This window comes from Stenotrophomonas sp. GbtcB23, assembly GCF_019091045.1.
GTDB classification, from domain to species: Bacteria; Pseudomonadota; Gammaproteobacteria; order Xanthomonadales; family Xanthomonadaceae; genus Stenotrophomonas; species Stenotrophomonas rhizophila_A.
The window spans coordinates 1-231 of the sequence record NZ_JAGXKC010000753.1 but is presented as its reverse complement, the minus strand read 5'-3'; the positions used below and the strand labels follow the sequence as shown (position 1 = coordinate 231).

The 231-nt window shown below is 64.5% G+C and carries 1 protein-coding gene; it reads left to right on the top strand.

The genetic code is table 11. The features are described 5' to 3' along the window. Positions 1 to 231: hypothetical protein (locus KVS69_RS20815; protein ID WP_217540250.1), on the top strand; the 231-nt coding region annotated here is incomplete at both ends.

Sequence of the window (231 nt, the reverse complement as noted above, 5' to 3'; positions counted from 1 at the left end):
CGGGCGTGGAAGGATGCTGAACGCGCCTTCAGGACGCATCGGGCCAAGGTGGAGGCGGGAGCCCGCGAGGCCGATTATATTCGCGCCTCCGTCGAGGAACTCGAAGCGCTGGCCCCGCGTGACGGTGAGGAGGAAGAGCTCGCCGAACAGCGTTCCCGCATGCAGAAATCCGAACGTATCGCCGGCGACATTTCCGAAGCTTCCCGACTCCTGAACGGTAATGCCTCGCCC